24 protein-coding genes are annotated in these 22,921 nt (G+C 71.5%); 15 read left to right on the top strand and 9 right to left on the bottom strand.

All coding sequences use genetic code 11. The annotated features are described in order from the left end of the window. Positions 1–7 precede the first annotated feature (7 nt). The 4 genes from argB to OG444_RS02305 form a co-directional block, all read right to left on the bottom strand. Entirely contained in the window at positions 8–913 is a 906-nt protein-coding gene (gene argB, locus OG444_RS02320) for an acetylglutamate kinase (RefSeq protein ID WP_327260467.1), read from the bottom strand. A gap of 23 nt (positions 914–936) precedes the next feature. Then, positions 937–1,542, bottom strand: a complete 606-nt coding sequence (locus OG444_RS02315; protein WP_327260466.1) for an isochorismatase family protein — start codon at positions 1,540–1,542, stop codon at positions 937–939. A 223-nt stretch (positions 1,543–1,765) separates the two neighbouring features. Next, a complete protein-coding gene (locus OG444_RS02310; protein WP_327260465.1) occupies positions 1,766–2,425 on the bottom strand; it encodes a hypothetical protein in 660 nt (219 codons plus the stop codon). A gap of 209 nt (positions 2,426–2,634) precedes the next feature. Continuing rightward, positions 2,635–3,804 carry an alpha/beta hydrolase family protein gene (locus OG444_RS02305; protein WP_327260464.1) on the bottom strand — a complete coding sequence of 390 codons (1,170 nt, stop codon included), beginning with the start codon at positions 3,802–3,804 and terminating at the stop codon, positions 2,635–2,637. Positions 3,805–4,264: 460 nt separating this feature from the next. Here OG444_RS02305 and OG444_RS02300 point away from each other — a divergent pair, with 460 nt between their 5' ends. Continuing rightward, positions 4,265–4,627: a subtilase-type protease inhibitor gene (locus OG444_RS02300; protein WP_405792512.1), complete on the top strand. Its 363-nt coding sequence runs from the start codon at positions 4,265–4,267 to the stop codon at positions 4,625–4,627. A gap of 145 nt (positions 4,628–4,772) precedes the next feature. Here the strand turns inward: OG444_RS02300 and OG444_RS02295 are convergent, their stop codons facing one another. The 3 genes from OG444_RS02295 to OG444_RS02285 all read right to left on the bottom strand — a co-directional run bounded on the left by OG444_RS02295 (position 4,773) and on the right by OG444_RS02285 (position 10,378). After that, positions 4,773–7,799, bottom strand: a complete 3,027-nt coding sequence (locus OG444_RS02295) for an SGNH hydrolase domain-containing protein (protein WP_327260462.1) — start codon at positions 7,797–7,799, stop codon at positions 4,773–4,775. Positions 7,800–7,812: 13 nt separating this feature from the next. After that, positions 7,813–9,495 carry a glycosyltransferase family 2 protein gene (locus OG444_RS02290; RefSeq protein WP_327260461.1) on the bottom strand — a complete coding sequence of 561 codons (1,683 nt, stop codon included), beginning with the start codon at positions 9,493–9,495 and terminating at the stop codon, positions 7,813–7,815. 250 nt (positions 9,496–9,745) lie between these two features. Next, complete coding sequence (locus tag OG444_RS02285; RefSeq protein WP_327260460.1) at positions 9,746–10,378, bottom strand: TetR/AcrR family transcriptional regulator; 633 nt, start codon at positions 10,376–10,378, stop codon at positions 9,746–9,748. Positions 10,379–10,504: 126 nt separating this feature from the next. On the opposite strand from OG444_RS02285, the gene OG444_RS02280 reads away from it, so the two are divergent. The 5 genes from OG444_RS02280 to OG444_RS02260 all read left to right on the top strand — a co-directional run bounded on the left by OG444_RS02280 (position 10,505) and on the right by OG444_RS02260 (position 14,774). Next, entirely contained in the window at positions 10,505–11,443 is a 939-nt protein-coding gene (locus tag OG444_RS02280) for an alpha/beta fold hydrolase (RefSeq protein WP_327260459.1), read from the top strand. Between the two features lie 77 nt (positions 11,444–11,520). Continuing rightward, positions 11,521–12,873, top strand: coding sequence for a tetratricopeptide repeat protein (locus OG444_RS02275; RefSeq protein WP_327260458.1), 1,353 nt, complete (start codon positions 11,521–11,523; stop codon positions 12,871–12,873). A 544-nt stretch (positions 12,874–13,417) separates the two neighbouring features. Then, complete coding sequence (locus tag OG444_RS02270) at positions 13,418–13,765, top strand: hypothetical protein (protein ID WP_327260457.1); 348 nt, start codon at positions 13,418–13,420, stop codon at positions 13,763–13,765. 181 nt (positions 13,766–13,946) lie between these two features. Then, positions 13,947–14,273, top strand: coding sequence for a hypothetical protein (locus OG444_RS02265; protein ID WP_327260456.1), 327 nt, complete (start codon positions 13,947–13,949; stop codon positions 14,271–14,273). Between the two features lie 171 nt (positions 14,274–14,444). After that, positions 14,445–14,774, top strand: a complete 330-nt coding sequence (locus OG444_RS02260; protein WP_327260455.1) for a hypothetical protein — start codon at positions 14,445–14,447, stop codon at positions 14,772–14,774. Between the two features lie 377 nt (positions 14,775–15,151). Here the strand turns inward: OG444_RS02260 and OG444_RS02255 are convergent, their stop codons facing one another. After that, positions 15,152–15,955 (bottom strand): hypothetical protein, encoded by an 804-nt coding sequence (locus OG444_RS02255; RefSeq protein WP_327260454.1) that lies wholly within the window; start codon positions 15,953–15,955, stop codon positions 15,152–15,154. A 168-nt stretch (positions 15,956–16,123) separates the two neighbouring features. On the opposite strand from OG444_RS02255, the gene OG444_RS02250 reads away from it, so the two are divergent. From OG444_RS02250 to OG444_RS02225, 6 genes are all read left to right on the top strand, one after another. After that, positions 16,124–16,459, top strand: coding sequence for a hypothetical protein (locus OG444_RS02250; RefSeq protein ID WP_327260453.1), 336 nt, complete (start codon positions 16,124–16,126; stop codon positions 16,457–16,459). 106 nt (positions 16,460–16,565) lie between these two features. Next, the gene (locus tag OG444_RS02245; protein WP_327260452.1) at positions 16,566–16,901 is read left to right on the top strand and encodes a YnfA family protein; all 336 of its coding nucleotides are present in this window, start codon (positions 16,566–16,568) and stop codon (positions 16,899–16,901) included. A 165-nt stretch (positions 16,902–17,066) separates the two neighbouring features. After that, positions 17,067–17,528, top strand: coding sequence for a hypothetical protein (locus OG444_RS02240; protein ID WP_327260451.1), 462 nt, complete (start codon positions 17,067–17,069; stop codon positions 17,526–17,528). Between the two features lie 113 nt (positions 17,529–17,641). Beyond that, positions 17,642–18,130 (top strand): GNAT family N-acetyltransferase, encoded by a 489-nt coding sequence (locus OG444_RS02235; RefSeq protein WP_327260450.1) that lies wholly within the window; start codon positions 17,642–17,644, stop codon positions 18,128–18,130. Positions 18,131–18,192: 62 nt separating this feature from the next. Beyond that, positions 18,193–18,708 carry a metallophosphoesterase family protein gene (locus OG444_RS02230; protein ID WP_327260449.1) on the top strand — a complete coding sequence of 172 codons (516 nt, stop codon included), beginning with the start codon at positions 18,193–18,195 and terminating at the stop codon, positions 18,706–18,708. A 4-nt stretch (positions 18,709–18,712) separates the two neighbouring features. Beyond that, entirely contained in the window at positions 18,713–19,261 is a 549-nt protein-coding gene (locus tag OG444_RS02225) for a GNAT family N-acetyltransferase (RefSeq protein WP_327260448.1), read from the top strand. Between the two features lie 197 nt (positions 19,262–19,458). Here the strand turns inward: OG444_RS02225 and OG444_RS02220 are convergent, their stop codons facing one another. Then, positions 19,459–20,103: a ScbR family autoregulator-binding transcription factor gene (locus tag OG444_RS02220; protein ID WP_327260447.1), complete on the bottom strand. Its 645-nt coding sequence runs from the start codon at positions 20,101–20,103 to the stop codon at positions 19,459–19,461. A gap of 335 nt (positions 20,104–20,438) precedes the next feature. Between OG444_RS02220 and OG444_RS02215 the strand changes: the two genes are divergently transcribed. The 3 genes from OG444_RS02215 to OG444_RS02205 all read left to right on the top strand — a co-directional run bounded on the left by OG444_RS02215 (position 20,439) and on the right by OG444_RS02205 (position 22,840). Next, positions 20,439–21,650 (top strand): epoxide hydrolase family protein, encoded by a 1,212-nt coding sequence (locus tag OG444_RS02215; protein WP_327260446.1) that lies wholly within the window; start codon positions 20,439–20,441, stop codon positions 21,648–21,650. Between the two features lie 15 nt (positions 21,651–21,665). Then, positions 21,666–22,172 (top strand): DinB family protein, encoded by a 507-nt coding sequence (locus OG444_RS02210; protein WP_327260445.1) that lies wholly within the window; start codon positions 21,666–21,668, stop codon positions 22,170–22,172. Positions 22,173–22,243: 71 nt separating this feature from the next. After that, positions 22,244–22,840, top strand: coding sequence for an MBL fold metallo-hydrolase (locus tag OG444_RS02205; RefSeq protein WP_327260444.1), 597 nt, complete (start codon positions 22,244–22,246; stop codon positions 22,838–22,840). Positions 22,841–22,921: the final 81 nt, after the last annotated feature.

The raw sequence follows: 22,921 nt of genomic DNA, 5'->3' as shown, positions 1-22,921 counted from the left end.
CCCCGGTTCAGCGGAGGGGGGAGTCCCCGCCCGGCGGGGCGTCGGGCACCACCGTGGTCCCGGTGTGCTCGTCGGCGAAGACCTCGAGGACCAGGGCGTGCGGAACCCTGCCGTCCAGTACGTGCGCCATCCGGACACCGGAGCGCACCGCCCGCAGGCAGCCCTCCATCTTGGGCACCATGCCACCGGCCATCGAGGGCAGCAGTTCCCCCAGTTCGCGCGCCGTGAGCCGGTCGATGATCTCCGTGCTGTGCGGCCAGTCCGCGTAGAGGCCGGCGACGTCGGTGAGCATCACCAGTTTCTCGGCGTCGAGCGCCTCGGCGAGGGCGGCTGCCGCGAGGTCCGCGTTGATGTTGTAGACGTTGTCGTCGTGCGCCCCCCGGGCGATGGGGGAGATCACCGGGATGCGGCCCCGCTCCAGCAGTCCCCGTACGGTGTCGGGGTCCACGTGCACGATGTCGCCCACCAGGCCGATGTCCACCTCCGCGCCGTCCACCAGGGCCGGCCGTCGCACGGCGGACAGGGTGCGGGCATCCTCGCCGGTCATCCCCACGGCGAAGGAACCGTGACGGTTGATCAGCCCGACGATGTCCCGTTGGACCTGGCCGGCCAGCACCATGCGGACCACGTTCATCACCGCGGGCGTCGTCACCCGCAGGCCCGCGGCGAACCGTACCTCCAGGGCGAGTTGCTCGAGCATCGCGCTGATCTGCGGGCCGCCACCGTGCACCACGACCGGCCGGAGCCCCGCGTAGCGCAGGGAGACCACGTCCTGGGCGAAGGCCGCCTTGAGCTCTTCGTTCACCATGGCGTTTCCGCCGAACTTGACCACGACCGTGCGGCCCTGGAACCGCTCCAGCCATGGCAGGGCCTCGATGAGGGTGCGCGCCCGTGGCGCGGCAGGTCCGCTCACGGCGCGGGGTGGGGGGTCGTCATTCAGGCTTCCAGTTCGTCGATGAGGGTCATGGTGGTGCTGACGACGGCGCCGCGTGCGGCCGTCCAGCGCAGCGCGAGCGCGTGCTCCTCCGCGGAGGTGTCCGCCACCGCGTCGGCGACCACGAACGGCTGGATGTCGTTCATGAAGGCGTCCGCCGCGGTGAGCAGCACGCCCGAGTGCGCGAACACGCCGCACAGGATCAGCTGGTCCCGGCCCGAGGTGCGCAGGATCCGCTCCAGGTGGCTGCGCAGGAAGGCGTTGTGCCGCGCGTTGGTGATCAGGTGCTCTCCCCGGTGCGGGGTGAGTTCCTCGGTGATCGACACGTCGGGGTCGTCCGCCGCCGGTCCTGTCTCCATCTCGGCCGCGAGACCCCGCTGTTCGGGGCGCTCGGCCGACGGCACCGCACTGAAGACGACCGGGAGGCCGAGCCGTCGCGCGGAGCGGCGCAGTGCGGCGATGTTGCCGATCAGGTCGACGAGGGGTGAGTGGTCACGGGGGAACGGCCGGAGCAGATGGTTCTGCATGTTGTGTATCAGCAGGGCGGCCCGGTCGGGGTCGACGGACCAGGGTGCCGCGGAACGCGGCACGACGTCCTGGGTGGGCATGGGGTAAGGGGCAATGGTCGCAGGGCCCACGGCTGGATCTCCTTGATGCCGGCGCTACGCGGGGCGCCGGTGGTGAACGGGCGCGCGGAGCTCGACGAGGGGTGGAGGATGCCCTGCCCCTCATCTTGTGCTTAGCTTAGCCTAACCTAACCAATTTGGATCTTGTGAGAGTCCGTCCCTGCCCGGTTCGGTCTCCGGGCCCCGCGCTCTCAGGTGCTCCGGCTCAGTCCCGGCGTATGGTGCGGTCGCCCAACCCGCCCGCAGGGCCGTCCGGTTGGGCGTCCGGGGACAGGAGGGGGTCGTCGAGCTGCACGATCCGGTACCCGACCCGGCGGTTCGCCGCCTCGGGGGGTCTGCGCCGCCGGCCGCTGCCCGCTTTCGCCGAACGGGCCCGCTGGGCCGCCGCGATCAGGGCTCCCACGGGGGGCGCCTCGGCGCGCAGGCGGTTGAACCCGCGCACCGAGATCCCGACGAGGGTCGCCGCGGCCGGCCAGGCCGCCCCCTTGCGGATCGCGTTCAGCATGAGTTGCAACGCGGCCGGGGTGGGCGCTGTCCCCGGTCTCAGTCCGTGTGCCTCGGCCAGCGCGTGCGCGGAACGCAGCGCCGTGGCGAAACTGGCGTCGATCTCCAGCCACTCGCGCAGAATGCGCTCGGGAACCCCGGCCGCGGCCGCGCACCCGGGGATGGTCAGTCCCTGGGCCGCCCCGCGGAGGGCGTCGGCCATCCGGGCGATCGTTTCCTCGCGCTGACTGGGCGTGCGACGCAGTGCGTCGCGCAGCGCCCGGTCCATCTCCTCCTGCGAGCCCATCCAGGCCAGTACTTCGTCGGCCCATTCGTCCTGCTGGGCTTGGTCCTGCGCTTGGTCTTGCGCTTTCTCCTGCATCCCCACACCCCCACTATTAGGTAAGCCTAACCTAAGAGTCGAGTGCTGGGCGAGATATGCGTCCTCGGTCGTGGGATTCCCGTGCAGCACCGGGTGCCGAGTCAACCCGGCTGCGGCGCACGGCAGTTCTCCGGACCCCACGCCCGCACCACCGCCGCCACGCCGCCACCGGCGCACCACCGTGGACGCCGGGCGCCCCGTACGGGATTTCAGTCGCGGTGGAACACGACCTCCGGGTCGGCCGCCGTGGGGCCGTCGAACCGTGGCGCCGGCTTCCCGCGCAGGTGCAGGTCGAAGAAGTCGCCGACGTACGCCCGCGTGATCTGCTGGGAGCGGGTGCCCGACAGCGGGGTCTCCGGATGCGGGTAGCCCGCCTGGTCGCCCAGTACGGGCCAGTCGGTGAAGCCGGGGTGCCCTGCTCCCGTGACGGTCAGCCAGTGCTTCCAGCCGTCCAGCCGGGGCCAGCTGTCCTCCCAGGAGGTGTCGGGGAAGTCGGGCGGCAGCAGGGCGGGGTCGCCGGCGAGCATCAGGAAGGGCCGTCCGCCGAGGCCGGTCTCGGGGACCGGCGTGAAGAAGGTGCCGTCCATGTTGACCCCGGCGTCCACGCGCGGGTCCACGGCCATGGTGGCCGAGGCGGCCGCGCCGCCGATCGAATGACCGGCCATGCCGATGTGCCGGGAGTCGATCAGCCAGGAGTACCGCCACGCGGAGCGCGGGCCGGTCAGCCGGTCCAGGACGAACGGAACGTCCCGGGCCCGGCCGTCGGAGACCCGGTGCAGAGACCCGTCGGGGAACACCTGCTCGCACGCCTTGCAGGTGAGCGTCCGGCCGCCGGGGAAGACGGTGCCGTCCGACTCGTACGCGTGGTCCACCGCGGCGACGACGTAACCGCGGCTGGCGAGGTCCTCCGCGAGGGTGGTGAGCGAGGCGCGGGGCAGGGTGAAGCCGGGCGACAGCACGATCAGCGGGTAGCGGTGCGCGGAAGGCCGGGGCAACGCGTCCGCCCGTGCGTGGGTCCGGGTGGCGGCCACGCGCTCGGGGGTGACGTGGTCACCGAGCTGCCCGCGGTCGGTGAGCAGCGCCTTGGCCTCGGGAACGCCCATATAGGGAGCGGGTGTTCCGGTGCGAGCGAGCGCCGGGTAGTACAGCGACAGCAGTAATTCCCGGTCGGCCGTGGGCGCCCAGGGGTCCTGGCGCTCGCGGTCCACCAGGTGGAGGGTGTCGCGGCCCACGGCGAAGTCGCCGGTGGGCCGGGGGAGTTCGAGTCTGGGGGCGCCGGCCGGGGCGGATGCGGCCGTGGCGGGGGTGGTGAGCGTGCCCGGTGCGGCGAGGGCCAGGCCGGCCGTCACCGCCGTCAGTACGCGGATGATCTTCTTCATGGCGCCATCCTAGGTTATTTTTAGGCAAGCCTTACCTAACTTTGCCGAGATGTCCCGGAGTTGGGACGCCGTCGCACCGCGCCCTCGTGGCGTGAACGCCCATATCCGGTCATGCTCCGTGGCCGTCCGGTGAACCGCGTGCGGCCGACGGCAGGTCAGCGGGGGCGGTGCTGCACGTCGCAGCCGCCGCGGCGTCCGTCGGCGCCTACCGGCAGGGGGTGGGATGTACCCCGTGAGCTGCCCGAACGACCATTCGGTAGTCGATATGCGAATGCTCTGTCCGTAAATCGGTCATCGATGTGCGGTGGGCCCTGAGGTCGGACAGTCTGGTCCCACCGAAACGCGATATCGAAACCAAATATCGCGCTCAACCTTCGAATTGAAAGTGAGTCTCGTCGTGCGTCACCGCATCGCAGCTGCCTCTGCCGCCACACTCCTCTGCGTGATCGGCACCACCGGCATGGCAGCCGCACAGCCCTCCAGCCTGTACGCCCCTTCCGCCCTGGTGTTGAGCGTCTCGCAGGGCGACGACGCAGCCACCTCCACCGTCCTGCGGGCGTCGACCCTCAGCTGTGCCCCGACCGCCCTGGGCACCCACCCGGACCCGCGGGCCGCCTGCGCCGCCCTCAACTCCACCGGCGGAGCGCTCGACCGCCTCCTGGCCGCCCCGGACCCGGACCGCGCCTGCCCGATGCACTACGCCCCGGTCACCGTGACCGCCGACGGCGTGTGGAAGGGCAGCCGCGTCTCCTGGAAGAACACCTTCTCCAACTCCTGCGTCATGGCCGCGACACTCAACGGCAACGCCGTCTTCGCGTTCTGATCCCGCGTCGCACCTGCGCCCGGCCGGGCGGGGGAAGCCACCCCCGCGATCCTCGGCCGGCAACGCCGGGAACACGCCGACGCGGAGCGCCCCGCCTCCCGGACCGTCACCGGCCCGGAGGCGGGGCGCTCCCCTGCGTACCCCCCTACCTCTGCGCGGTCCGCTCCCGGGCCGAGACGGTGACGTGGTCCACGCGCATCGCATGACCCGGCTCGGTTGCCGGCCCCGCGCCCGCGCCGTCGGCGAGCGGCAGACTGCCGCCGACCGCCACGTTCAGGATCAGGAACAGCCCGTGCTCCACGGCCGCCTTCCACGTCGCGGGGTCCATCCGGCCGGCGGTCACCCGGTGGTACACGCGCCCGTCCAGGGACCAGCGCACCTCCTCTGCGCCGGGCGCGAGGTCGACCTCCACGGCGTACGAGTGGAAGGCCGTACGGCAGCCGGAGCACGGCTGCGGGCCGGACGTCAGGCCTGCCGGCTCCTGGCACGGGCCCCCTCCGAGGACACCGCAGTGCATGGTGCCGAAGACGGTGTCCCGACCGTTCACGTTCTCCATGATGTCGAGCTCCCCGACGCCCGGCCACCCCGTGTACCCGTCGCGCAGCGGCGCCCCCAGGGTCCAGAACGCCGGCCAGTACCCCGCCGCCTTCTCCCCGGTCACGTCCGGCAGGGCGATCGACGCCTCGATCCGCAGCACACCCCCGGGCGGCGGCGCGAAGTCGGAGCGCCGCGTCTCGATCCGCCCCGAACTCCACTGCCCGTCCTTCCGGGTGGGCACGATCTCCAGTGCGCCCCTCCCGTCCAGGCGGACGTTGTCGGTCGAGTCGGTCATGGTCTCGATCTCCCCGGTGCCCCATTGCGGAGCGGGGCAGCCCGGATAGCAGGTGCCGAGGTCGTGGAGCCAGTCGACGGCGGACGGAGGGGAGCCCGCCGGGCCGTCGAAGCCGTCGTGCAGCAGCCGCGTCCACCCGTCCGCCCCCGCCCCCGGCGCCGGCGCTCCGGCCGGGCCAGGCAGCAGCCCGGACTCCGTGAGCAGCCGCTCCAGTCGGCTGGTCAGGACCACGGCCGCCGCATTGGTCAGGTGCGCGTCGTCCCGGTAGAGCAGGATCCGGTCGAGGACGGCAGGGCAGGTCGGTCCGTCGCCCGGGCACAGCACCGGGTTCACGCCGATGCTCCGTACGCCGGGCAGGGCGCCGGACGCTATCCGCAGCGCCAGCGGATCCGGCAGCTGCGCGTCCGCACGGCTGAACGCGCAGGCGTCCGGGGACCGGGGGCTGCCGGAGACGCAGGCGGGGATGTCCGTACCGGGCACCGGCGTGTCCTCGATGTAGACGATCGGCGCCCCCAGGGCCCGTAGCGGCGTGAGCGTCTTCTCCCAGGCCCGCGCCAGCAGTTCCGCGTCGTCGGTGTACCGGTTGAGCGAGGCGATCACGATCAGGCGCGGCTTCGGCTGCTGCCTCAGCCGCTCCAGGGAGTCGGCCCGCCAGGTGTCGCACTCCCGGTAGGCACGGCCGAGCTGCGGGCTGTTCACCGCCAGCTCCGGCAGCGGGCATCCCTGCTTCACCAGCTCCTGCAGCGCCCAGCCCCGCTGCGAGGCCAGCGCCAGCATCGGGGAGAACCACTGCCCGGCGTGCGAGTCGCCGAGCAGCACTATCCGGTCCGGACTGTCCACCGCCCCGAAGAGGCAGTCGGGGCTGCGGGTCCCGGCCGGGGCGACCTCACAGGCCCCGTCCGGCGGGAAGTCCCGGCGCGCCTGCGCCGGACTCGGCACCACCGGGCCGTCCACGAGCGGCGTACCGGGGGTGCGCGCGAGCAGCGTGGGGCCTGAGGCGGCGCCCGGGGGCAGCCCCTGCGTGTCGACCGGGGTGACCGGGCCCAGCACCCGCAGCGTCGTCGTACCCACCACCAGTGCGAGGACCACCGGCAGCACGATGGCCGTGATGCCCACCGACAGCCCGCGGCGGGGCAGTTCGGAGACCGTACGGCTGCGGCGCAGCGGCTGCTCGACCCAGCGCATGGTGGCGAGGGCGGGCAGGACGGCCGCCAGCGTCAGCGCGGTCTTCGCGGGCCAGCCGAGCGTTCCGAGCCGCGCCTCGGCGAGGACCAGCACCGGCCAGTGCCACAGGTACAGGTTGTAGGAGAGCCGCCCTACGGCCCGGGGCGCCCGCCCCGACAGCAGCCGCCCCACGTCCCAGGTGCCCGGGGTGTACCGCTCGCCCCGGCCGGGTATCGCGGCCAGGATCACGGCGGCGGTGGCCAGCGTGGGCACGAGCGCCGCGCGGCCGGGGTACGGGGTCCCGGCGTCGTACGACACGACGCACCAGCCGATGGCCGCGGCCCCGGCCCAGCCGCACAGCAGCCGCAGGGGGCGCGGCCCGCGCATCAGGTGCCAGGGCAGCAGGGCGAGCAGGGCGCCGACGCCGAACTGCCAGACCCGCGAGGGAGTTGCGAGGTAGGCGAGCGAAACGGAGTGCACGGTCCAGTACGCCCCAAGGGCGTACGACGCGCATGCGAGCGGGGCGGCGGCGAGGACCACGACGAGGCGCACGGCCCGGCCCCGGCGCACGGCACGGGCCGCGCCCAGCACCAGCACCGCCAGCAGAGGGGCCCAGAAAAGGTAGAACTGCTCCTCGACGGCGAGGGACCAGAAGTGGAGCAGCGGGCTCTGGTCGTGCCCGGCGGCGAGGTAGTCGGTCCGCTGCGACACGAACCGCCAGTTGGCGAAGGACAGCGCCGCCGCGACGACGTCGTACTCCATGCCGGTGCGGCGCAGCGGTACGGTCAGCCAGGCGCCGGCCACCGCCACGACGGCGAGCACCACGGCCGCGGAGGGCAGCAGCCGCCGGGCCCTCCGGGAGAAGAAGTCACCCAGCCGGATCCGGCCGGTCGTGATCGCCTCCCGGACCAGCAGACCGGTGATCAGGTAGCCGGAGATGACGAAGAAGACGTCCACGCCGACGAAACCGCCGGTCGTCCAGGGGATCCCGGCGTGGAAGGCGAGGACCGCGAGCACGGCGACGGCGCGCAGGCCCTCGATGTCCGGCCGGAAGGCGGACCGGTGCGGGCTCGGCCCGGACTCGCTGCCGGAGCGGGGACCGGACGGTGCGTCTCCGGGCCCGGGGGAGGCGCCCCTGCGGAGCCGGCGCCGGACGGGTGTGACGAGGAAGGACATGGGATGGTGCCTTTCAACTCAGCCAGGGAAGCATCGGGTCGACCCACCCCGATGCCAGCAGGCCGGTGAGCAGGAGGACCGCGGAGGCGGCGACGGTCTCGGGCCAGCGGCGCGGCAGCATGCCGGTGCGCGAGCGCAGGGCGTCGCGCACCCGGGCGCGCACCGGCCCCGCGGCCGGGTAGAGCTCGGCCACCAGGTCCCGGATCAGCGGCACGTTGATCTGGCACTGCACGAGGAGGTAGAGGAGCAGCCCCCAGTTGGGCTCCCAGCCATGGCCGGCCACGGCCAGCACGAGCCCCGCGGCGGCGGCGCCGTTGGACAGGACGAGCCAGACGAGCGAGACGGCGATCACCCGGCGGGCCATCCCGCCCGGGGCCGCCGTGCTCCGCGCGCCGGTGGGCACCCAGGCGGCGCTGCGGCCCCGCAGGGTGTGCACGAAAGCAGCCGCGGCGGCCACGCTCGTCAGGACGTTCGCCCGGATGACCTCCACGCGCCAGCGGGTCCGGCTGATCCTTGGCAGCAGCACGTGCCACAGCCACAGCGGGGCGAGCAGCGGCAGCACGTGCCAGGGCCGGATGTGGTCCGGGTACCAGAACATCATGACCAGCGGCGGCAGCGGCGCCGCGAAGGTGTTCACCGCGGTGGTCAGATAGCCGACGATGCCCTCGTAGAAGCACAGGCGCATCCGCCAGGGCGCGCGCATCCTGTGCAGCACGGGGGTCCCGAGCAGGTGGAGGTTGCCCATTGCCCACCGGTACTGCTGGTTCACGAAGGAGGCGACCTCGTCGGGCGAGGTGCCCTTGGCGACGAGCACCGGTACGTACAGCGTGCGGAATCCCCGCTCGTGGAGGGCGAGTCCGGTGTACAGGTCCTCACTGTGGTCGAGCCGGGCGAAGCCGCCCGCGAGGTCGATCGCACTGCGCCGGTACACGGCGTTGCTGCCGCAGCAGATCGCGGCGTCGCTCGCGTCCCGGGACGGCTGGATCCAGCGGAAGAACCACTCCTGCGCGGAGCCGGCGGCCCGCTGGATCCATCCCATGCTCTCGTCGGTGTCGAAGCACTGGGGGCTCTGCACGATGCCGACGGCGGGATCGGCCAGGTACGGCACGAGGTGGCGCAGGAAGTCCGGCCGCGGCGCGAAGTCGGCGTCCAGGATCGCGATGAACTCCGCGCTGCTCAGGGTGAGCGCGTGGTTGAGGTTGCCGGCCTTCTTCAGATGGCCCCGGTCGGGCCGTACGACGTACTCGTAACCGTACGAGGCGGCCAGCGCGGCGACCTCGGGGCGGTCTGCGTCGTCCAGGACCCAGACGGTCAGCGCGCCGGGCCAGTCGACGGCCGCGACCGCCCGGTAGGCGTTGCCCAGGACGTCGAGGGGCTCGCCGCAGGTCGGCAGGTAGAGGTCGACGCCGGGCAGTACGGCGGGCTGCCAGGCGTGGACGAGCACCTCGTGGGACGGTCGGGTGAGCCGGCGCTGGCGCAGGCTGTTGACGGAGGAGAGCACGAGGGCCACGACGTTGAGGCCGAGGACGGCGAGGAACGCCCACAGTGCGGGCGTTCGCAGGGCGAAGGTGAACATGGTCGCCGCCGTGAAAACGAAGGCGAGCGAGGTGCTGACCAGGACCCAGCGGCGCTGCGGTCCGAAGTACCAGTAGAGCTCCTCGTCGGAAGGTGGTTGAGGAAGATGATGAAAGGTCATAAAGCCCCCCACGGCTGTGCATGTGCCCGTTTCAGGTGGCCCACCCTAAGGGCAAAGGTATAGACCAGTTGTTGCGAGCGTGTGGCAGCGGAGCCAATGCGCCACGGAATGGCGTGACTTCATTGGTCCAGACCTCTTGCTCCCGGTCATTCGACCGGCCGCGTCCGGCCGGTCCGGGAAGGCGCAGGTCACGTGGGGGTGAACAGTCCTGGAACTCGTCGGGGTCCGCGGGCTGTAGGGGGCCGAGGGGCTATCGGGTGTCGGGGGACGCCGCGGGCCGGGCCGGGGTGAAGATCCGGTCGAGGTGGTGGTGGAGCACCGCGACGGCCGACTCGGGCGTGCGCTGGCCGACGAGGATGCTGGTGCCCATGGTCGCCGTCATGGCGAGCAGGCTGATCGCCTCCGTGCGCGCGTCGACGCCGGGGTCGGCCAGGCCGCTCTCCTGTGCCTGACGGAGCAGTCCGGCGAGGGCGTTCTCCGCCGCGTCCGGGTTGTCGATGAACGGCTGGGCGGCGAGGGTCTCGTCGGTCACGGACAGGATCGAGTACGAGCTGTAGAGGAGGTGAAAGGTGCGGCTCTCCTCGTCGGTGGGGAGGGAGGCCAGGAGCAGCGCCTCGATGGTCGCGCGCGGTCCGGGGTTCGGGCCGGCGGCCCTCAGGCGCTCGCCCACGCGCGCGGTGAACCGGTCGGTGAGGTGCTGGAGTCCGTAGAAGAGCAGCTTCTCCTTGGTCTCGAAGTAGTACTGCACGAGCCGCAGTGACACCCCCGCCTCCGCCGCCACGTCGCGCATGCCGACGGAGTGCAGTCCGCGCCGCCCGGCCACCTGGATGAGCGCCTCGGCGATCTGGGCCCGCCGTTCCTCGTGGTCCACGCGCTTAGGCATGTGCTTTGTCTCCGCCCGTCGGTGGTGCTCCCGTGGTCCGGAGTGCCCGGACCCTTTGATGGTACCGCCGTACCATCTTTATGGTACGTTCGTATTACGAAGAACGGATCTTCCAGGAGGTGCCCCGTGCCTGACAACGCCAATCGAACCCGCGCACGCCGCGACGTCGGCCGCTACGTGAACGACACCCTGCGCGACCGGTACTTCGCCGCCAGCGACGTGCTCTACGCGATGGGCGCACCCGTCCGCTCCGAGACGGACGTCGAGACGAGCTTCGGCACCACGCACGTCTACCGGTACGGACCCGACGACCCGGCGGCGGAGTCCCGTACGCCGGTCGTCCTGATCCACGGCGCGGGCTACTGCTCCGCCATGTGGTACCCCAACACCCCCGCGCTCAGCGCCGAACGCCCCGTCTACGCCCTCGACACCCCCGGCGACGCCGGCCGCAGCGTCCATCGTGAGCCCATGTGGCAGCCCGAGCGTGCGGCGCAGTGGCTCGACGAGGCCCTGGACGCACTGGGCCTCGACCGGGTCCACCTCGTGGGCTCCTCCTACGGCGGCTGGCTCGTCCTCAACCAGGCCCACCGCCGTCCCGACCGGCTGGCCTCCGTCACCCTCCTCGATCCGGGCGGCCTGGAAAAGGTGGGCCTGCGCTTCTTCGCCTGGGTGTTCGTCAGCCTCTTCGCCAGCTTCGCGCCCAAGGCACTGCGCCCGCGCCTCGCCGCCTGGCTGGAGCAGCCGGTCATCGTCGTGCCCGAGCTGCGCAGGTGGGTGCAGGTGGGCGCCCGCGCCTTCCGGATCCGGCGCCCCGCGCCCCGGCCACTGGCCGAGGAGGCCCTGCGCTCCATCCGCACCCCGCTCTACCTGGTCCTCGGCCGGCGGAGCCTGCTCGTCCACCCCAAGCGGCAGCTGGAACGAGTACCGCGGCTGATACCCGGCGCCCGCGCCGAGATCGTCGCCGCCACCGGCCACGGACCCCAGATCGACCACCCCGACCTGGTCAACGCCCGGATGCTGAGCTTCATGGACGACATCGACTCCCTCGCCCCCGCCGAAGCCTGACCCGCAACGGCCAGGACCGGCCGGCGCCGCACCTCTCGGCGTTGGGATCCCCTCAGGACACCCCCTAGTGTGCGGTCATGGACGCTGCCGTACTCGACCGCCGGACCCGGATGCACGACGAGTGCATACCGCCGGACCTCATCGACCGTCTCCTGGCCCTCGGCCACACCGAAGCGGTCCGCGGGCTGGCCGTGGCGGAGGACGGTGACTGGTTCTGCGCCCGCGCCTGGGCGCGCCTGCTCGCCGGCCGGGCCGAGCTCGACGAAGCCCTCGCGGTGCTGGCCCCGTACGTCGGGACGGGCTGGTGGACGGCGGCCGCCGAGGCGGCCCGGCTGCTGGACGAGGGAGGCCGGGGCGCGGAGGCCATCGCGCTCGTCCGCCCCTTCGTGACCGCGGGGGAGCGGTTCGCCCTGTGCGACCTGGCCCTGCTGCTGGCCCGGCACGGAAAGGGCGAGGAGGCGTACGCGCTGCTCCTGCCGCACATCGCGGACTGGCTCGCCGCCGAGGCCCTGGTCGAGGTGGGCATCGGTCTGGGCCGGGACGAGGAGGTGGCTGCGCTGCTGGAGGCCCGGATCGCACCGGGCCTTCCGTGCACGCGGTGCGGCAGCCAGGAATGCGCGGAACGGAACCCGCAGCCGTCCAACGCGGTAACCCTGCTGGCGTCCGTCCGCGAGGGCCAGGGCCGTACGGACGAGGCCATCGAGGTGCTGCGCACGCACGGCTCCGCCCCGGTCAACGACTGCGACCCGCTGGCCGAACTGCTGGTGCGGCACGACCGGATCGACGAGCTGCGCGCGTACGCGGCGGGCGAGGACCGCGAGGAAGCCGTCCGTCGTCTGGCCGAACTGCTGGAGGCCCGGGGGGACGTGGCGGGCGCGGTCGAGGTCTACCGGCGGTACTCGGAGCACGACGACTGGCACGCCCCGGTACTGCTCGCGCAGCTGCTCGCCCGGCACGGGCGGGGTGACGAGGCCATCGAGGTGGTCCGCGCGATGGGCGGTGCCGACGACTGGATCCTGCACCTGCTGTGCGAGCTGTTCGCCGCCGAGGGCCGCGCCGAGGAGGGGCTCGCACACCTGGACGCGCTCAAGGCCCGGCGGGGCGCGGAGGAATGGGAGCTGTTCCGGCTGCGGGGCCCGCTCATGGCCGCCTGCGGCCGGCTGGACGAGGCGGTGGAGGAGGCCTGCGCCCATCCCGAGGGCGGGGGTCCGTACGCGGTGCAGAGCGTGGCCCGTCTGCTGGCCGATGCCGGACGCCCGGAGGAGGCCGTCGCCCTCCTGGACACGGACCGCCCGGGCCACCGACGGGTCCTCGCCCCGCTGCTGGTGGAGCTGGGCCGGGTCGAGGAGGCCGTAGCGCTCCTTCGGACGCCGCGCCCCGCCGTCCGCCCGCCCGAGCCGGTGGGCCACAGCGACTGCCCCCCGTTCTGAACCTCGACGTATGTGACGCCAAGGGGTCGTTCGCGCGTGTCCACCGGACCTTGAACCGGACGGCAGACCTCGACTCCGGTGGATCGACGATCACGGTGCGCGCGGGGCGTGCTTCGGGCTCAGGTGACACAAGGTCGGCTCATGTCCCAGGCCGTACACGTCCCATGCAGATCCCGCCTACGACCGCGGGACGCCGAAGGCGGAGAGCAAGACCGTCCTCCGCAACTGGACCGACATCACCGACACGTGGCAGGAGGACCCGCTCCAGGACGAGATCGCCGATGCCTTCATCCGGCGGCCTCCAGCGCGCAGGGCCATGCTGCCCGGATGACCGCAGCAGGACATACCGGCTTCCCGCGGCCGCATTCACCGCACGGAGGCGGCGGTGGGAGACGAGGGCTGCGGCTGTGCCGACGCGGGCGAGGAAGCGTCGGTGAAGGCGCCGACAGCCGGCCGGCCACCCAGGACACGACCGGTCGACGCCGGCCGAGCGAGCCGGGATACCCGCGAGCCTCCGACGCGGCAGCTGTGGCAGTCTGCTGCGATGCCATGGGAACTACGCGAACATGCAGGCCGTCACTACGCCGTGCTGTTCCACTACGCCTTGCACGACGATGCCTGGGCCGTGGAGCTGAGCGAGGCCGTGCCTGTGCCGACCGAGGGGCCCGAGAACCCCGACGCCTCGGTGACCCACGTGCCCGGCGCTGCCTTCCTGGTGGCGCTTGTCCCGGACGAGGACCCGAGTCTGCAGCCGACCGTCCGCGTCTGGAGCCCTGACGAGCGCGTCGTCCCCTACGAGGTCATGGGCTGGTTCATGGAGCAGGTGGCCGACCAGGTGGAACGCTGCCGCATCGCGTTCGCTCAGGAGGAACCGGACCTCTCCGCCGCTTGACAGACCGGCCGGTCTCACTGCGGTCAACCATGCCCGAGACGCTCCGGAGATCGTCCAGGGCGGGTGGACGCGGTGCAGGCGCGTGATGCTCCCGCGGGCCTGGGGCATGGCCTCGTACTCAGGGACGACCGAGTAGCAGCGCCCATACGCAAGCCACCGTGTCAGACCTACCGTGACACCCATGCACCCCATGAGCGCCGACCGGCTGTCCTGCGATCTCGACCTCGCGCCCCGTGGCCCCGAGACGGGCATGCCGGCCCTGGCGCTGGGATCCAGCGCGTTCTTGGCTCTCGGCACCCTGCCCGTGCTGCACTACCTCGTCCTCCTCGCACTGCCCCTCGGCATCGCCGCGATCGCCTCAGGTGTCCGCGCGCTGCGCCGCGGCGTTGCAGCACCTTCCGGGAGGATCGCATCGGTCACAGGCATCGTGCTCGGCGCCCTGGGCGTACTGGGCTGGGCAGGTCTGATGCTCCTCTGGTACCTGCTGGAACAAGCCACAAGCCACTGATCGTGCTCGGCCACCGCCCGAGTCCTCGACCACGTGACCCACGGGGCATCAGACGCATCGTCCGCGCTTGGTCTTCGCGCGCATACGTTCGCGAAGTTCGGCCTGGTGGACACGAGGCATCCGCCACGGCCCCATGGCCGTGCACCACCGCGCACCCGGAAGAATGCGGGCATGGCACTGGTCAAGAAGGGGTCGCGGCACATCACCGTCGACGGCATCACCTACCGATGGCGACTTCGCGGAAGGCCGACCTACGGCCAGGGAATGGTCTGGTCACCTCTCACGTACGCGGTCGAGCATGCCGACAACCCCGGCACCACGCTCGTCGTCACCACCGACCAGCCCCACCCGAGCAACTGGATCGGCAGTCCGGCCGTCCCCGTCCTGCCGTCGGATGTCGCCACCGGTATCCGAACCGCTCTCACCCGCGGCTGGAGCCCCACAACCCCGGGCTCCCCGTTCCCTCTCGACCAGTCGGAGGGATTCGCCCCCTTCCACTGACCTCGCAGCACCCAGGGCTGGCTGAGCGAGGGCGTGCGGGTCTCGTTCCACGACGATGTCACGGCGCCCGGACATCGAGCCGCCGAGCTCCTCACCACGGCGAGCACCCGCGGCCCGGACATCGGGGACGTCACTCAGCACGAAGTCGATGCCCGGCCCTGGGACAACCCTGGGACCCGCGACGAAGTCCGCGACTTCGTCGTCCGGGCCGACCGCAGCGGTCACTCCCGCGCGCTGGGGTGCCACACCGACCGAAGGCGATGCTGTGCGGCCTGCGGAGGGTGAACGGCACCCGGGCGAACAAGCCCACCGGCCGATCCTCAATCCCGAACCCAGGTCATGGTCATGCCCCTGCGCGGGTTCACTCGCCGGCGACGTCAGTGCTGGTCGAAAATGTAGCCGTGCTCCTCTCCGGCTGGGCAGGCGAAGACCCGGAAGTCGCCCCACCTGCCCACCGTGATGTTGGTGGTGTGGTCACTGCCCACGGTGAACAGCAGACGGCACGGGGCGCCACAGGTGTCGCACGGCATGTCATCCGGTTCGGTCAGGTGCCAGGTGGGCCACCCGCCGAACTTGATCCCTGCCACGCAGGTGATGACGTCGTTTCCGTCTCCGGTCGCCTCCACGTACTCCAGCACGGACTCGACGAGCTCCGGGTCCGGCAGGCCCTGGGCGTAGGGGAAGTCGACGAGGGGCTCCGGGGTGAGCGCGCACGGCACCGGGGTGTAGCCGTAGTCGGGGTCCTCCTGCCGTACGGGCAACGGGGGCGACCCGAGTATGTGCGTGACGTCGGCGCTTCGGCGCCAGCGGATCTCGGCGACCGGGCTGATGTCGGCGTGCGGAGCCGGCGGGTCCCAGTGCACGTTGGGGCACCACAGGAGCTGGAACACGTCCTTGTCCTCGGGCCACCAGTCACCCGGTGCGTCCCTGCGATACACCTGCACCACCGCCACCATGGCCGTGGCCGGGCTCCCGGAGCCGGACTTCTCGTCGGGGACATCGCAGTGCGGCCAGGGCTCATCTGCCGGCCAGAGCAACGGTCCGCCCACCGAGCTCTGATGGACCGTCGGCGCGCCCCGCTCGGGGGTCAGCACCACGGCCGCCCGGGGGTACGGCGCGAGTCCGGGCACAGCTGCCACGATCTCCTCCGCCGAAGGCCTGGTGCTGTAAGTCATATTCATGGCCGGAGATTAACCCGTCCCTCCGACACCGACACCGACACCGACGCCGACACCGGGGCCCCGCCATGTCCCGTGTCCAGCTCGCCCGTCCTTGCATCCGGTACTTGGGTACAGGTTTACCGTCGGAGGTGTCCCCGCACCGGGGATGTGCTGACGGGAGTGGGTGCGATGAGTGATCCGGCGTGGGTGCCGCAGTCCTGCACGCTGCCCACCGAGGAGCGGCCCCTGCGGGTGGCGGAGTGGGACGGGCTGCTCTCCGAGCGGCTGACTGGCGTGTCCCGGCCGGGGGCGCCGCATCTGCGCCTGGACGTGGCCGACGGGCCGGGAGTCGAGGAGTGGGTGCGGGACCTGGTCGACCGCGAGAGGGGCTGCTGCTCGTTCTTCACCTTCACCCTCGCGGTCGGCGACGGCGGGATCGGCCTGGACATCGAGGTGGACCAGGCGCACGAAGCGGTCCTGGAAGCGCTGGCCGCCCGCACCGCGGCCACCCGGGAGCAGCGGTGAGCGGGAGCCTGCGCGCCGAAGACCGCTGGTGAGGGCGGGTGCGGCTGCGAGGCGTCCGCGGAACCGCTGAAGATCGGAGGCGCCGGCCGCCGATAGGGTCGCCCGCATGACCGTAGCTCGTTCAGTTGCCCTGTTCGTCGTCGCCGCGCTCTTCGAGATCGGTGGTGCCTGGCTGGTCTGGCAGGGCATCCGCGAACACAAGGGCTGGATCTGGACCGGCGCAGGCGTCATCGCCCTGGGCCTCTACGGGGTGGTCGCCACCTTCCAGTCCGACGACAACTTCGGCCGCATCCTCGCCGCGTACGGCGGGATCTTCGTCGCCGGGTCGATCGCCTGGGGCGTGGTCGCCGACGGCTACCGGCCCGACCGCTACGACATCATCGGCGCCCTGGTCTGCCTCGCGGGCATGGCCGTGATCATGTATGCCCCCCGCGGTCACTGACTGCACTGCAGCCAGCGGCGATTGGTGACGATCGGCCGGCTCGTGTCTCCGAAGCTGCGTCGTATTCAATATTGAACGCGTTCAATGGAGCTGGCAGGATGTCACACAGCGGACGCCGCTCTGGCGTGCCGTCTCGACCAGGCATGCCATCAGGGGGAGAAGGCTGTGAACGAGGGCACACCATGGCGGAACCTGGGAGTCATCGGACTGCGGTTGGTCGACCTGGTCGTCCGGTACGCCCTCGTATTCACCATCACCCTGGCGGCCGTGTCGGCGTCGTTGCCGGCGGAGTTCAGGTTCGCCGCCCGCGACGGGCTGCTCTTCGTCATGTACATCGGGATCCCGTCCGTCGTGATCAGCTTCGTCTACGGGCTGGCCAACAGTCGCACCGGTATGGCATTCCGGGGCCCACTCGCTTTGCTCCTGCTCCTCCCGCTCTGGTTCCTGCTCTTCTTCCCGCCGATCCTGATCATCCCCGCCATGGGGCAGCTGCTCTTCGCGTTGGGCGTGATGAGGGCACCGCTGCTGGGCCCGTCCCAGCTCCGGCGGCAGGGCCGCGCGGCGCTCGCTGCTGCTGCCCGCCTCGCCCAGGTCCTGGCGTCCCGCATCGGTCGTGCGGCCCCCTGAGACCGGCGCCCGCTTCGTGGCCGCCTTCCGCCATACCTCGATTCCCTCGCTGAGAAAACGGCTTTGCGCGCCTTGCGACCGGTGTGGATGCTGACTGGCCGGAGGTGTTGAAGGTGACCGATGTGGTGCTGAAGCTGTCAGCCCGTGATCTGCTGCATGCGGACCTGGCGTCGTGCGGGTGGGCGGGGTCCGACCACCACTTGGCCGGCGTCGCGAAACAGTTGGAACGTGCCCGGACCGGTGAGGTCGACTACCTGGCGGTCTGCCCCGGGACGGACATCCCTGTGGCGAAGGGCGGCGTCGACTACCAGGTCAAGGAGGGCGTCGGCACTTTGTGGCAGCTGGCGGTCCACCCCGCATTGCAGTCGTGCGGCATCGGCACCTTCCTTGTCGAGGCCGCAGAACTGCGGATCAGGAACCGCGGTCTGCGGCAGGCCGAGCTGGCTGTGGAGGAAAGCAACCCCCGCGCGCATGCGCTGTACCGGCGACTGGGCTATGTCGCGTACGGGCGCGAGCCGGACGCGTGGGACGAACAGCGCCCCGATGGATCGTTGCGCCGCTACGAAACGATGTGCACGTTGATGCGGAAGGAACTCTCGTAGGCCGGTCCGAGGCCGCCAGGTTCAACGACGAGAGCCCGCGGAACCACCCTAGAGTGGGAAGCATGAGGCTCCTGGTCACCTCTGACACCCACGTGCCCGCCCGCGCCAAGCACCTGCCGCCGGCCCTCCTGGAGCACGTGGACCGGGCGGACGTGGTGATCCATGCCGGTGACTGGACCGACGAGGCCACCCTCGACCTGCTCGAGTCCAGGTCGCGCCGCCTGGTCGCCGTGTACGGGAACAACGACGGCCCCGCCCTGCGCCGCAGGCTGCCGGAGGTGGCCCGGGCCGATCTGGGCGGGCTGCGTTTCGCCGTCGTCCACGAGACCGGTCCGGCCACCGGGCGCGAGCGCCGCTGCTCCGAGCGCTTTCCCGATACGGACGTCCTGGTCTTCGGCCACAGCCACATTCCCTGGGACTCCACCGCCCCCGGCGGGCTGCGCCTCCTCAACCCTGGCTCACCGACCGACCGCCGTCGCCAGCCGCACCACACCTTCCTGTCCCTCACCGTCGTGGACGGCGAACTGCGCGAGACCACCCTGCACCGGCTGCCCCACGCGTCACGGGAGCTAACGTAGGTCCATGCTCAAGATGCCGTCACGGGTCGAACTGCACCCGCTCACCCGCTCCGACCAGGACGAGTTCTGCACGCTCGTACGGGCCAGCTCCGAGCTGCACCGGCCGTGGATGCAACTGCCTGCGAACACCGAGGAGTTCCAGGCCTGGATGGGCCGCTTCGACGACGGCACCAACCGCGGCTTCCTGGTCCGTGTCCGGGAGACCGGTGCGGCCGCAGGCATGATCAACATCAATTCGATCATCCGGGGCCGCTACCAGGGTGCGTCGCTCGGCTATGCGGCCTTCGCCCCGTCCGCAGGCCACGGCTACATGACCGAAGGGCTCACCACCGCCCTGCACCACGCCTTCACCGAGCTGCGGCTCCACCGGCTGGAGGCCAACATCCAGCCGGCGAACGAGGCATCCCTGGCACTGGTCCAGCGGCTGGGCTTCTCCTGCGAGGGCCTCTCGCCCGCCTACCTCTACATCGACGGAGGTTGGCGGGACCACGAGCGCTGGGCGATCACAGCCCCCGGCCCCTGGACGCCCGACCCGTCCCTTCCCGAGGTCTGAGCCGCACGGCGCCGCTCCCCACCCGGCCCGGCGCGACCAGTTGCCCCACCGGAGGTGCCGTCGGTCGCACCATCGGTGAGGCCCCGGCCGGGCGCGCAACATGGGCCGGTCCGGATCTGTTCTGGGCAGGACGGTCTCGGCCACGCCGTGGCGAGCACCCCCGTGGTTCGCCACGGCGTGTGCGAGGCCGTCCTGCGTCAGTGGGTGGGGGCCGGCGGGACCGCTTCGGGCGAGCCCTCGGGGCGGAAGCGGCCGATGCGCTGCGGCGGGACGATCGTGGGGAGGAGGAAGTTCCACAGGTCCGTCACGCGGGTGTGGAGGTCCTCGCGCCGGGTGCGGACGTACGAGGTCACCTGGATGCCCGTGAAGGCTCCGACGAGCAGCGTCGACAGGTCCTGGACGTCGAGCGACGGGTTTATGTCGCCGCGTTCCTGAGCGGGGGTCAGGCAGCCGCGGCAGGTGTCGATCCAGGCGTCGTACGGGGTGGGGTCGGGGTTGGTGAAGGAGCCGAACTCGATGACCAGGCGGATGCCGGCGCGGATGCGGACATTGGAGCGCAGTCCGTGGGCCATCTGGTGGGTGAGATCGATGACGGTCTGCAGGCCCGGGTCCTCGACGGCGGGAACGTGCTCGGATACCTGGAACTGTTCGTCCATCAGGGTGCGGGCGAGCGCTTCCTTGGACGGGAAGTGGAAGTAGAGGGCGCCCTTGGTGACTCCGGCGTGCTTGACGACGTCGCTGAGGCTGGTGCCCTCGAACCCGCTGAGGTCGAAGGCGGTCGCCGCGCCATCGAGTATGGCTTGGCGGGTGATCTCGGCCCGCTCCTGTCTGGCCCTCGCCACGTGTGCTCGTCTCCCTGGTCCCTGCCCCAGCAGCGGCGTTCGCTGCGGTGTGCGGTCAATGTAGTCGGGTGATGCGAAAGGAAACCAGTCGACAGGTACTCTTTCGCGGAAGCGGCGGAGCAGTTCGCGGAGTTGTGTGGTCCTTTGCGTGATTGTTTCTTCGCCGCTGGATGGGTGGAGTCGGTAACGGACCTGTGGAGAAGGTGAGTTCACCGTCCCCGCTGCGTGATGCGGCTCGGGGAGCGGGCGGTTGCCTCGTGGCCCGGGAGGGGCCTCCGGTGAGCCGACGCCGCCGCCGCGCCATCGGCAGGCTCGGACGACCTAGCATGCGGACCATGAGTGATCTTGACGACCGGGTGCGCGGGTTTCGGCTCCAAGTGGGCCAGGACGAGCTGGACGACCTGAAGCAGCGGCTGGCGCGGGTGCGGTGGCCCGACGAGCTGCCCGGCGTCGGGCGGGCGTACGGGATGCCGCGCGACCGGATGCGGGAGCTCGTCGCGTACTGGAGCGAGGAGTACGACTGGCGGGCGGCCGAGGCACGGCTGAACGAGTGGCCGCAGTTCACCACCCTCATCGACGGCGCGCGGGTGCACTTCGCGCACGTCCGCTCGCCCGAGCCCGACGCGACGCCCCTGCTGATGACCCACGGCTGGCCGGGCTCATTGGTGGAATTCCAGCGGGTCGCGGGCCCGCTCACGGACCCCCGCGCGCACGGCGGCGATCCGGCGGACGCCTTCCATCTGGTGCTCCCGAGCATCCCCGGCTTCGGGCTCTCCGGGCCCACGACCGAGCCGGGCTGGGAGTTCAAGCGGGTGGCCCGGGCCTTCGGCGCGCTGATGGACCGCCTGGGGTACCGGTCGTACGGGGTCCAGGGCGGCGACTGGGGGGCCGCCATCTCGCGGGAACTCGGGCGGATCCGGCCGGACCATGTGATCGGAGTGCACCTGAACCTGCTCCCCGGGGGCGGGGCCACGGCCGAGCCCGGGCCGCAGGAGCTGGCCGGGCTGTCCCCCGCCGAGCGGGAGCGGACGCTGGCCTCCTGGGAGCGGTACCGGATCTGGGCCCGCGAGCGGCAGGGCTACGCCGACATCCAGGCGACCCGGCCGCAGACCCTCGCGTACGGACTGAACGACTCGCCCGTCGGGCTGCTCGCCTGGATCGCGGAGAAGTTCGACGAGTGGAGCGACCCCGCGTGCCCGGTGGACCGGGACCAGATGCTGACCAACGTCATGCTGTACTGGCTCACCGGAACGGCCGGCAGCGCGGCCCGCATCTACTACGAACGCGCGCATGCCGCGTACGCCGGACGGCCGCCCGAGGTGTCGCGGACCCCGACCGCACTGGCCGACTTCCCCCGCGACAACTTCATCCCGCTGCGTCACATCGCCGCCCGCACCGACACCATCGTGCGCTGGACCTCGTACGACCGGGGCGGCCACTTCCCCGCCATGGAGGTGCCCGAGCTGCTGGTGGGGGACATCCGCGCCTTCTTCCGGCAGCTGGGCCGTCCGGCAGGTGAAATCGAGGTGGGCAGGGCCCGCCCCTGATGTGATGATCGCCCGATGATCGACGAGCAGAGGACCCGGCCCGTTCTGGTGGGCGACGAGCGCGCCACGCTGACCAGCATCCTGCAGTGGCAGCGGGACACCCTGATGATGAAGTGCGCGGGCCTGGGCGAGGACCAGCTGCGGATGCGGGCGGTCCCCCCGTCCGGCCTGAGCCTGCTGGGGCTGGTGCGCCACCTCGCGGAGGTCGAGCGCGGGTGGTTCCGCAACGTCCTGGGCGGTGAGGACGTACGCAGCTACTTCCCGAGGAACGCGGCGGGGGAGTGGACCGAGTTCCACGTCGGGAACGCGGACGTGGCCGACTCGTTCAGGATCTGGGAGGAGTCGTGCGAGCGGTCACGGGCGATCGTGGACGCCGCCGAGTCCCTCGACGTGACGGGGCACTCCGGGGATCAGGCCTACTCGCTGCACTACATCCTGACCCACATGATCGAGGAGTACGCCCGCCACAACGGGCACGCGGACCTGCTGCGCGAGGCCATCGACGGCACGACGGGGGAGTGACCCGGGGACATCGGGGACACCCGCGAAATATCCGGGCGGAGGCCGGACAGGGCGCGGTACGGTCCGCAGTCATGCGGATCACGAAGTACACCCACGCATGTGTCCGGATCGAGCACGAAGGCCGCGTCCTGGTCATCGACCCCGGGACGTGGAGCGAACCGGCCGCCCTGGCGGGCGCGGACGCGGTCCTGGTCACCCACGAACACACCGATCACGTCGACGTGCTGCGCCTGGCCGGGCTCGGTGTGCCGGTCTACGCCCCCGCCGGGGCGGACATTCCACGGCTCGAAGCCATCGGGGTGTCCTCGGGTACGGAGTTCACGGCCGCCGGCTTCCGGATACGGGCGGTCGGCGGTCGCCATGCCTTCATCTACGCCGGCCAGCCCGACTGCGCGAACCTCGGCTACGTCATCGACGACGCGGTCTACCACCCGGGTGACTCGCTGCACGTTCCCGAGCAGCCGGTCGAGACGCTCCTGGTGCCGGTGCAGGGGTCGTGGCTGAAAATGGTGGAGGCGATCGATTTCGTCAAGGCCGTGAAACCACAGCGGGCGTTCGGCATTCACGACGCCCAGATCAACGATCGAGGTCTCGGCAGCGTCAACGGCTGGCTCGAGGAGGAGACCGACCACGGGTACCGCTATCTGCGGCCGGGCGAATCCCTCTGAGGCGCTGATCGTCCTCGGCGGCCCCGGACCGATCGGACCCGGGTGAACGGGCGCCCCTGCGCGGCAGGTTACTCTCCGTCG

The organism is Streptomyces sp. NBC_01232, assembly GCF_035989885.1.
Lineage (GTDB): Bacteria > Actinomycetota > Actinomycetes > Streptomycetales > Streptomycetaceae > Streptomyces.
The sequence above is the reverse complement of the archived record's forward strand: the minus strand, read 5'-3'. Positions and strand labels throughout refer to the sequence as shown.

Bases quoted from the DNA above. Each gene is read 5' to 3' on its own strand.
- OG444_RS02315 (WP_327260466.1), bottom strand. From the start codon at position 1,542: ATGCCCACCCAGGACGTCGTGCCGCGTTCCGCGGCACCCTGGTCCGTC.
- OG444_RS02310 (WP_327260465.1), bottom strand. From the start codon at position 2,425: ATGCAGGAGAAAGCGCAAGACCAAGCGCAGGACCAAGCCCAGCAGGAC.
- OG444_RS02305 (WP_327260464.1), bottom strand. From the start codon at position 3,804: ATGAAGAAGATCATCCGCGTACTGACGGCGGTGACGGCCGGCCTGGCC.
- OG444_RS02300 (WP_405792512.1), top strand. From the start codon at position 4,265: ATGGCAGCCGCACAGCCCTCCAGCCTGTACGCCCCTTCCGCCCTGGTG.
- OG444_RS02295 (WP_327260462.1), bottom strand. From the start codon at position 7,799: ATGTCCTTCCTCGTCACACCCGTCCGGCGCCGGCTCCGCAGGGGCGCC.
- OG444_RS02290 (WP_327260461.1), bottom strand. From the start codon at position 9,495: ATGACCTTTCATCATCTTCCTCAACCACCTTCCGACGAGGAGCTCTAC.
- OG444_RS02285 (WP_327260460.1), bottom strand. From the start codon at position 10,378: ATGCCTAAGCGCGTGGACCACGAGGAACGGCGGGCCCAGATCGCCGAG.
- OG444_RS02275 (WP_327260458.1), top strand. From the start codon at position 11,521: ATGGACGCTGCCGTACTCGACCGCCGGACCCGGATGCACGACGAGTGC.
- OG444_RS02270 (WP_327260457.1), top strand. From the start codon at position 13,418: ATGCCATGGGAACTACGCGAACATGCAGGCCGTCACTACGCCGTGCTG.
- OG444_RS02265 (WP_327260456.1), top strand. From the start codon at position 13,947: ATGCACCCCATGAGCGCCGACCGGCTGTCCTGCGATCTCGACCTCGCG.
- OG444_RS02260 (WP_327260455.1), top strand. From the start codon at position 14,445: ATGGCACTGGTCAAGAAGGGGTCGCGGCACATCACCGTCGACGGCATC.
- OG444_RS02255 (WP_327260454.1), bottom strand. From the start codon at position 15,955: ATGAATATGACTTACAGCACCAGGCCTTCGGCGGAGGAGATCGTGGCA.
- OG444_RS02250 (WP_327260453.1), top strand. From the start codon at position 16,124: ATGAGTGATCCGGCGTGGGTGCCGCAGTCCTGCACGCTGCCCACCGAG.
- OG444_RS02245 (WP_327260452.1), top strand. From the start codon at position 16,566: ATGACCGTAGCTCGTTCAGTTGCCCTGTTCGTCGTCGCCGCGCTCTTC.
- OG444_RS02230 (WP_327260449.1), top strand. From the start codon at position 18,193: ATGAGGCTCCTGGTCACCTCTGACACCCACGTGCCCGCCCGCGCCAAG.
- OG444_RS02225 (WP_327260448.1), top strand. From the start codon at position 18,713: ATGCTCAAGATGCCGTCACGGGTCGAACTGCACCCGCTCACCCGCTCC.
- OG444_RS02215 (WP_327260446.1), top strand. From the start codon at position 20,439: ATGAGTGATCTTGACGACCGGGTGCGCGGGTTTCGGCTCCAAGTGGGC.
- OG444_RS02210 (WP_327260445.1), top strand. From the start codon at position 21,666: ATGATCGACGAGCAGAGGACCCGGCCCGTTCTGGTGGGCGACGAGCGC.
- OG444_RS02205 (WP_327260444.1), top strand. From the start codon at position 22,244: ATGCGGATCACGAAGTACACCCACGCATGTGTCCGGATCGAGCACGAA.